This window comes from Streptomyces sp. NRRL S-378, from assembly GCF_000720645.1.
In the GTDB taxonomy this organism is placed as follows: domain Bacteria; phylum Actinomycetota; class Actinomycetes; order Streptomycetales; family Streptomycetaceae; genus Streptomyces.
Genome location: NZ_JOBX01000123.1, coordinates 1 through 8,056 on the forward strand (window position 1 = coordinate 1; position 8,056 = coordinate 8,056).

The 8,056-nt window shown below is 66.8% G+C and carries 7 protein-coding genes; 4 read left to right on the top strand and 3 right to left on the bottom strand.

Going from position 1 to position 8,056, the window contains the following annotated elements; translation table 11 throughout:
- The first annotated feature begins 194 nt into the window (after nucleotides 1-194).
- The 4 genes from IH80_RS0137560 (at nucleotide 195) to IH80_RS46660 (ending at nucleotide 2,698) form a co-directional block, all read left to right on the top strand.
- Nucleotides 195-1,067: a LuxR C-terminal-related transcriptional regulator gene (locus IH80_RS0137560; protein ID WP_420708914.1), complete on the top strand. Its 873-nt coding sequence runs from the start codon at nucleotides 195-197 to the stop codon at nucleotides 1,065-1,067.
- Nucleotides 1,068-1,249: 182 nt separating this feature from the next.
- A complete protein-coding gene (locus IH80_RS43260; protein ID WP_234432525.1) occupies nucleotides 1,250-2,119 on the top strand; it encodes an IS5 family transposase in 870 nt (289 codons plus the stop codon).
- A gap of 236 nt (nucleotides 2,120-2,355) precedes the next feature.
- Nucleotides 2,356-2,553 carry a hypothetical protein gene (locus tag IH80_RS44415; protein WP_107056982.1) on the top strand — a complete coding sequence of 66 codons (198 nt, stop codon included), beginning with the start codon at nucleotides 2,356-2,358 and terminating at the stop codon, nucleotides 2,551-2,553.
- Nucleotides 2,540-2,698: a transposase family protein gene (locus IH80_RS46660; RefSeq protein WP_234432526.1), complete on the top strand. Its 159-nt coding sequence runs from the start codon at nucleotides 2,540-2,542 to the stop codon at nucleotides 2,696-2,698. Before IH80_RS44415 ends, IH80_RS46660 begins: the two co-directional genes overlap by 14 nt.
- 437 nt (nucleotides 2,699-3,135) lie before the next feature.
- Here IH80_RS46660 and IH80_RS0137575 read toward each other — a convergent pair whose 3' ends face one another.
- The 3 genes from IH80_RS0137575 to IH80_RS40270 form a co-directional block, all read right to left on the bottom strand.
- Nucleotides 3,136-5,706: an FG-GAP-like repeat-containing protein gene (locus IH80_RS0137575; RefSeq protein WP_158943843.1), complete on the bottom strand. Its 2,571-nt coding sequence runs from the start codon at nucleotides 5,704-5,706 to the stop codon at nucleotides 3,136-3,138.
- Between the two features lie 53 nt (nucleotides 5,707-5,759).
- A complete protein-coding gene (locus IH80_RS0137580; protein WP_063757386.1) occupies nucleotides 5,760-7,076 on the bottom strand; it encodes an FG-GAP-like repeat-containing protein in 1,317 nt (438 codons plus the stop codon).
- A 129-nt stretch (nucleotides 7,077-7,205) separates the two neighbouring features.
- Nucleotides 7,206-7,478 (bottom strand): hypothetical protein, encoded by a 273-nt coding sequence (locus IH80_RS40270; protein WP_037882247.1) that lies wholly within the window; start codon nucleotides 7,476-7,478, stop codon nucleotides 7,206-7,208.
- Nucleotides 7,479-8,056 lie beyond the last annotated feature (578 nt).

The following is an 8,056-nucleotide window of genomic DNA, read 5'->3' on the forward strand; positions in this document are numbered from 1 at the left end:
TACGAGATACGCGCCGACCTCCACCTCGGGCTGCTTCAACTCGCCTGCAGCATCATCTGCTTGCGACGCCTACGAACCTCATTCTGAAACGATCAGTAAACAGAACCCAGGAGGCCGTCTACCGAAGCCTGCTGGCAGGGGCGGCAGAAGGAGTCGAGGAGCTCAGTAGCCGCCTGCAGATCTCCACCGGTGACGTGGGCGCCTGTCTCGAACATCTCCTCGACATGGGTTTGCTCCAGCCTTCGCGGGACCGCAGCGGCACGCTCCGGGCGGTGAGCCCGGATATCGGCTTTGAAATCATCCTGCGCCGTCATGAAGCCGAACTTCTCGACCGGCAAAGACAGATCATCCTCGGCAAGGAGATTGCTGCCCGCACCGTCGCAGCCTTCGCGCAGGAACACGACCCTTTCGACGCGGAGCCTGGAGAACGCCTTCTCGGGCTCGACGCCATCCAGCAACGGCTGGAGAGCCTTACTCGTGATCTGCGTGACGAATGCCTGGCCATAGAGCCGGGCGGAGCCCAGTCCCAGGCCAGCCTGGACGCCGCCCGCCCCCTCGACGAGAACGCACTGGACCGGGGCATCCGTTTCCTGACGATCTATCAGGACACCGCCCGCAATGACCCCGCGACCCACGCCCACGCCCGATGGATCATCGAGCGGGGCGGTCAGGTGCGTACCAGTCCCGCGACGCCACCTCGCATGATCGTCTTCGACCGCCGGACCGCGATCGTCCCCATCGACCCTTCCCATACCCGCAAAGGTGCGCTGTGCACGACCGCCCCCGGGATCGTAGCTGCACTCGTCGCCCTGTTCGAGCAGACCTGGGAGAACGCCGTACACCTGGACACGGATCCCCGTAGCGACAGGGACAGCAGGGGTCTGACTCCCGCAGAACGCGGCTTGTTGAAACTGCTCGCGTCCGGCATGACCGACGACGCCGCCAGCAAACGCCTCGGTCTCTCCCTGCGCACCGTACGGCGCCAGATGGCGGCGCTGATGGAGCGCCTCGAGGCCACGAGCCGATTCGAAGCGGGCCTCAACGCCGCCCGACGCGGCTGGCTATGAGCCAGGACTTATCCGGCCGATCATGCGACTACTCCGCCTCGGGGTCGTTGATGTGGTCATTGGGCGGGGTGATCTGAGGGATACCGAGTGGGAACGGCTGCGGCCGTTCCTGCCGGTAAGAACAGGCGTCGTGGCAGTGGCGGGTTCACCGGCAAGGGATCGGCGGGGTTCTGCACCGTGCAGTGTGGCGTGACCCGCCCGAACGGTTCGGGCCGTGGAAGACCGTCTATGAACGCCACCGGCTGTCGTCGGCCGACGGGACACGGGACGTCTGCTCCAGCAAGTCCAGGCCGCTGCCGACGCGGCGGATGAGATCGACTGCGGCATCTCGGCGGATTCCACCATGGTCCGCGCGAATCAGCATGTGGCCGGCGCCCGCACCGATCTGCCGCCAGCCACAGCGTCAAAGGGGGCCGAACCGGCGGAACACCAGGACGAATGCCGTGGCAGAGCCTGAGCGCCCGCCTGGCGGAGGTGGTGCTGGAGGCGAGGGCCTGGGCCGCTCGCGCGGCGGGTTAACCACCAAACTCCACCTGAGTGCGGACAGCCGCTGTGTACCGCAGTCCCTGATCATCACCGCAGGCCAGAGGGCTGACTGCACCGAGTTCAAGCCCGTCCTGGAGAAGATCCGTGTGCCGCGGCCCGGGTTGGGCAGGCCCCGCAGGAAGCCGAACAGTCACGCGGCCGACGAGGCCTACAGCAACGGGCCGTGCCGCGAGTACCTGTGGCGACGCAGTATCGGGCACACGATCCCGGAGAAGAACGACCAGAAGCAGCACCGCCGCAACCGAGGCAGGCGAGGCGGCCGACCCACAGGCTTCGACCGCGACACCTACCGCCGCCGCAACACCGTCGAACTCTGCTTCAACCAACTCAGAGGCTTCCGCAGCATCGCCACCCGCTACGAGAAGACCGCCATCTCCTACGAAGCAGCGGTCACACTCGCATCACTTCTACTGTGGGCAGGATCCGCTTGCAGACGGACCCTAACGCGCTCGTGCACGGTTGGCGGTGAGACGTTGGGTCCGCGATCGCAGATCATGGTTTCGTGATGAGGACGCGGCTCGTGCATCGATCATCAGCGACCGCAGGATCACCGGCTTGTCAGCCGACGTGAACGCCGAGCTCTTTGCCGAGTGGGGTCCGTTATGGCACGAACGACACCAGGCGAGCTTGGTGGCCCGGCCGCGGAAGCGGGCCGTCGACGCTGGCGCGAAGCATCGGCTGGTCCGTCTCGACCAGCTCCTGGCCACGCTGGTGACACCTCCGTCATGGTGCCACTCACGATGTGCTGGCCTGCTGGTTCGAAATAGACCGGTCCACCGTGACCCGGGCGATCGGTGAAGCCCGGCCTCGGCTGGCCGAGCGAGGTCGCACCATTTCCCCGGGGACTTCGCCTGCGAACGCTCGCCCAGGTCATCGACCACCTTGGCTCCAGCGGGCAGAGCGGAAGCATCGACGCGGAAGGGCGGATGCTGTTCTGTAGCCCGGCCGAGCCCGCAAGCTGCACCGACATCACCCACGTCCACCAGTTGGGCCTGGTCAAGAACCCTGTCGACGGCCCCGCCGTGGAGATCCTCGCTGACGCCGGCTACCAAGGCCCGGAGCCCAGGCAGGCCGGCGTGTCGTAACGCCACCGCACCGCAAGTTCAAGAAGAGCCCGCCGCCGTGGTACGAGGAAAGCTACGAGCGCCAGCGCAAGGTCCATTCCTCCGCCGTATCCGCGTCGAACACGGCATCGCGCACCTCAAGAACTGGCGGGCCCTCGCCCGTCATCACGGCTGCCGGGAGCACCTGAGCGACACCGTTCAAGCTGTCGCAGGCCTGCTCTCACACCGATCGAGGAGCGGAAACCCAGGACAGCGGGACCGCGACGTCTCACCGCCAAAGGTGCACGAGCTCGTTACGTAGCAGCATTCGAGCTCGTGCGTCGGGGACGCGATGAACTTCGGGCGAGCTCGAAGCGCTCTGCTGCGGGACACCCGAATCCGCGGCGGCGCCTGCCCCGCGAAGTGCGGGGCAGGCGCCGCTGGGTGCACGGGTTCTCTCACTGGTCGCCTGGTGGGGGTTACCAGCCGCGCGTCACGTCATGTGCTGATGTGAAGGTGCCGTCGCCTCGGCCCTGCCAGGCTTTCAGAGTGCCGGTGGAGTTGTCTCTGGCGAGGAGATCCGCTTTGCCGTCGCCATCGGTGTCACCGGCAGCGACGGTTTGGGAGAAGTTCCAGCCTTCGGTCACCGGGACGGCCGAGTTGAAGTAGCCGCCCGCGTTGTGGGTCCACATCTTCAGGGTGTTCGTGGCTGCCTCGCGGGCGAGGATGTCGGCGGCGCCATCGCCGTTGAAGTCGGCGGCAGTGGTCTGCGTGAAGTTCCATCCGGCGGTGAGATGAGCGGCCGCGGCGAAGGTGCCGTCTCCTCTGCCGGCCCAGATCTTGAGGTTGCCGTCGGCGTCGCGGGCGATGAGGTCGGCCTTTCCGTTGCCGTCGAAGTCGGCTGCGGCGGTCTGGGTGAATTCCCACCCGCCGGTGACGTTGTGCGGGGCGTGGAATTTGCCGTCCCCGCGGTTGATCCACATACGGAGGGTGTTGTGGGGGACGCTGCTGTCCGTGGGTCCCTCGTAGCGGGCGATGATGTCGGCTTTGCTGTCGCCGTTGAAGTCGGCGGCGGCGGTCTGCGAGTAGTTCTGCCATCCGCCGGTGAGGTCCGTCGCCGCGGCGTAGGTGCCGTCGCCGCGGCCGGTCCACATCTTCAGGGTTCCCGTCGGATCGTGCCGGGCCAGGAGATCGGTGATCGAGTCGCCGTTGAAGTCGGCGGCGGTGGTTTCCCCCATGGGCAGCGGCGCCGCGGCCGCGCGATCAGCCAGGGTCCGGCCCAGGAGCTTGGTGCCGCTGTCGTTGAAGTGCAGCTTGTCCGTGCTGGCGATGGCGGGGCTCAGGGCGTAGGGATCGTCGAGATCCTTCGTGGCCACGTCGAAGTCGATGTAGTCGTCGATGTCGTTCGTGGTGCGGATGTAGGCGTTCACCGACTGCCGCACGGCCTCGTGGAGGCGGAAGCGACCATTGGACGTGTATCCGGAGAAGCCCGGGATGGTGGCGACGGTGACGCGGATTCCCCGGGCGCGGGCCTGGGCCGCGATGTTGCGTATGGTGTCGGTCACTGCGGCGGCCGATGCGTTCTCGTGGACGATGTCGTTGACGCCCTCGTAGAGAACGAGCTCGCGGACATTCGGCTGGGCGAACACATCGCGGTCGAGGCGAGTGAGGGCACTGGGTCCGTACCCGGTGAGGTAGTCCTTGGCGATGCGGTTCGCATTGAGGCCGACGTTGAGCACGCCCGGGGATGAGGCTCCGCCGCCGACGAAGGAGGCGTAGTGATCGGGCCAGCGATGGTTGGCGTCCTTGGTGCTGTGGGCGCCGTCGGTCTGGGAGTCGCCGATGGCGACCACGGTCCCCGCGCTGCTGGAGGTCGAGACGTCGACACCACTGACCAGGCTCCAGAAGGAGACCGGCTGGGTGAAGGCGGTATTCCCCGTGTCGGTGGTCCGGTCACCGGCCAGACGAGCGGTGGTGTAGGAGGTGGTCAGGGCGTATGAGTGGTGCGGGGCTACTGTGACGGTGCCGGGCAGGTGGTAACTGACCAGCAGGTTTTTTCCCGCGGTGACGGGCAGGGAGATCGGGTCGCTGACGATTTCACCGCCTGCCGGAATGGTGGCCTGCTGGCTGTTGCCGAAGGTCAGGGTGTGCGGAGGCCGCGCTGCGGTGGCACCGGCGGCCTGGTCGGTGATCGTGACACGGCCGAGCTTCACGGGGTCGGGCGAGAAAGTGTTGGCGAAACGCAGCCGGACTGTGGAGCCGCTGGTGTGCGGGTTGACCACCATGCGAAAGGTCTGATTCGTCCAGTCCGGGTAGCCGACCCCCATCGAGGTTGAGCGGGCATCGCTGTAGGCCGTGGCCCAGCTGCCCGTCCAGGCGCCGCCGTCGGGAGCCTTGGGGGTGCTGCGCACCGCCGCAGAGAAGACGTGGAGGCGCGGGCCGCCCGCAGGCGTGTTGGGCAGGGTGACCGAAGCGACGGTCTTGCCCGGGTTGATCGGCGTGGTGACGGCGAACAGCTTCACCGGAGTGGCCTCGCGTGCGGAACGGTCGAGTACGACGGCTGCTGCACTTGTGCTGCCGCGCTCCCAGTCGCCGACGTCGTTGAGGGAGTAACGGGAGGTGGAGCCGTCGCTGTAGTGCACGGTACCGGAGCCGGTCACCTCACCGCCGGTGGCGGTGAGGAGGAACCCGAGCGCGTTGCCGGAGCCGGTCAAGGGAACCCGCTGGCCGCTGGCCACGATGTTGTCATTCTGGCCGGGGGCCACGTCCGGAACGGTGTAGGTGGTACCGCTGACGGTGACTCGCGCTCCCCTGGTCCAGCCTGCGGCAATGAGGGCGTCGGCGGACAGGCTGTCGCCCGAACCGTCGAGGTTCGCCAGGCCGGGTGAAGCCTGCGGGGCTATACCCGCGTTGTTGAAGGCGCCTGCGAACGTTGGAGTAACGGTCTCGGCGGCGGCCGTGGCCGTCGAAGAGAGTCCAACGATCGCCAGTCCGAGGACAAGGGCGCCCGTAAGAGCCCTCGTGAGGGCGGACCCGGATGGGCTGGACATCGGAGGTCTTCCTTTCCTTCCTGCGTCGGGGAGGGCTGCTGCCGGGGCGGGGGTTACCATCCGCCGGTGAGCTTGGCGGGGGTGCCGAAGGTGCCGTTGCCGTGGCCGGCCCAGATGGTGAGGTCGCCGTTGTTGTCGTTGCGGGCGATGAGGTCGCTGTTGCCGTTGCCGTCGAAGTCGGCGGCCGTCGTCTGGGAGAAGTTCCAGCCGCCGGTCACGTCTACCGGGGCGTTGAAGTAGCCGCCCGCGTTGTGGGTCCACAGCTTGAGGTCGCCGTCGGCGTTCTTGGCGATGATGTCGGCCTGCTTGTCACCGTTGAAGTCCGCCGCGACTGTCTGCGTGAAGTTCCAGCCGGCGGAGAGGTGGGCGGCCGCGGCGAAGGTGCCGTCTCCTCTGCCGGCCCAGATCTTGAGGTTGCCGTCGGCGTCACGGGCGATGAGATCGGTCTTGCCGTTGCCGTCGAAGTCGGCTGCCGCGGTCTGTGTGAAGTTCCAGCCGTTCGTCACGTTCACCGGCGCGTTGAACGTCCCGGTGCCTCGTCCGGTCCACATCATGAGGGTGCCATCGCTGTCGCGGGCGATGAGGTCGGCCTTGCCGTCACCGGTGAAGTCGGCTGCCGCGGTCTGTGTGAAGTTCCAGCCGCCGGTCACGTTCACCGGGGCATTGAAGTAGCCACCCGCGTTGTGGGTCCACATCTTCAGCGTCGCGGAGCCGTCCCGGGCGATGATGTCCGCCTCGCCGTCCCCGTTGAAGTCCGCCGCCGTCGTCTGAGTGAACACCGGGGAGGCGGTGTCCAGTACGCGCTTGTACCGCAGGGCCTTGTAATCGCCGTTGGGGTGGCTGTCGAAGGTGGCCGCGTTGATGGACACGCCGGTGACGTGCTTCACGGGGGTCGAACCGAACGAGTAGTAGGAGAATTTGGTGTGTGCGGCGTCATCCCACTTGTCGAACAGGATGACGTGGTCGTAGTAGCTGTTGAGGATGTCACCGGCCTTGAGGTCACTCCGCGGGATCTCGTAGACGTCCGAGCTGCTTCCCAGGCCGTGGGTGCTCAGGCTCGTCGGCAGATGCCAGGCCATGGAGACATAGCCGGAGCAGTCGGTGCGGTAGTTCCTGCCATCCGAGTCCGGGTATGAGCCCCCCTGGTTGTACGGAATGCTCTTGCCGAGCCAGTACTTGGCGCGCTCGATGATCTCTTCCCGTGTGATGGAACCGCCGACCGTCGACTCTGCAGCCAGAGCAGTCACCGCCGGCGCTGCCGCGACGCGCTCTGCGGCGTGCGCCGACACGGCCGGCAGGGCAATGGAGGACGTGGCGGCCACGACGACGGACAGGGCGATGAGCGATCGGGTAGTGATAATCATGGGCATGACAAAGCTCCTGTTGGTACGGAAGTTGGAGGGCGGGGTTGGCGCCGCCGTGAGGAGGGAGGTCCGCCGAGAGGTGTGACGGCCTTTGCTTCGTCCTCGCGCGGGCAGGTCGTGATCGTGCGAAGCGGATCAGGCGGGCAGCAGGGCGGTGAGGCCTTGAGCGGCGATGGGTGCACGGGCTCGCTGGAGCAGTTCCCGGGCGCGACCCAGAGCTGCTTCGTCGGACGACGCGGTGAGGAAGAAGGTGGCCTCCATCCCATCGGGGACGGGCCGGACGGCGATGTGCTGGACTCCGTCACCCGGGGTGGCGTGCGCCCAGAGGAGATCGTGCAGCAGGTGGGAGCCCCGGACGGTCGTCGCGGCTTCAACGGCGCCCTTCAAGAGGGCATGGACGATGCGCATGTCGGGTACGTGACGGCCTGGCAGGTGAGTTCAGTCCCAGCCGATGCCTGTTCCGGTGGTCGAGGTTCCCGTGGCGAGGTCCTGGGCGGCCCAGCTGGAAATCAGGTGGCTAGGGTGAATGGATGTGGGCATGACAGAAACCTCTCGGTGAGGCACCCGCACGGGCGCAGAACGTGACGTTTGATGGCGGTTGGGACGTCCGCTCCGGTCAGGAGGTGCCGGCTGCTTCGCCGGTGTCGACTCCGTCTCGGTGATCACCATCCTGTCCCAGCAGACGTCCGGGCTGAAGACCTCACGCCGGTCACCAAGGTGCCTTGGCACCTTGGTGACCGGCGGTCGACCAGGGGTATTTGGCACACGGGAACCGCGCCTGCCTGCATCGGCGCGGAATCCACGGCACGATGTGTCGGTGACGGGTGAAAAGTGGACCGTTGGCGTCGGATGAAAGTTGACCCCCATCGAGGGCCTGACTCGTTGATTCAGGCCGGGAGGATGGGTGATCAGCGTGGAGGACTGGGCGGAGATCCGGCGGCTTCATAGGGCCGAGGAGATGCCGCTCCGGGCGATCGCGAGGAAGT

Coding starts and splice junctions, on each gene's coding strand:
- IH80_RS0137580 (WP_063757386.1), bottom strand. CDS start 7,076: ATGCCCATGATTATCACTACCCGATCGCTCATCGCCCTGTCCGTCGTC.
- IH80_RS40270 (WP_037882247.1), bottom strand. CDS start 7,478: ATGCGCATCGTCCATGCCCTCTTGAAGGGCGCCGTTGAAGCCGCGACG.
- IH80_RS0137575 (WP_158943843.1), bottom strand. CDS start 5,706: ATGTCCAGCCCATCCGGGTCCGCCCTCACGAGGGCTCTTACGGGCGCC.
- IH80_RS46660 (WP_234432526.1), top strand. CDS start 2,540: ATGCTGTTCTGTAGCCCGGCCGAGCCCGCAAGCTGCACCGACATCACC.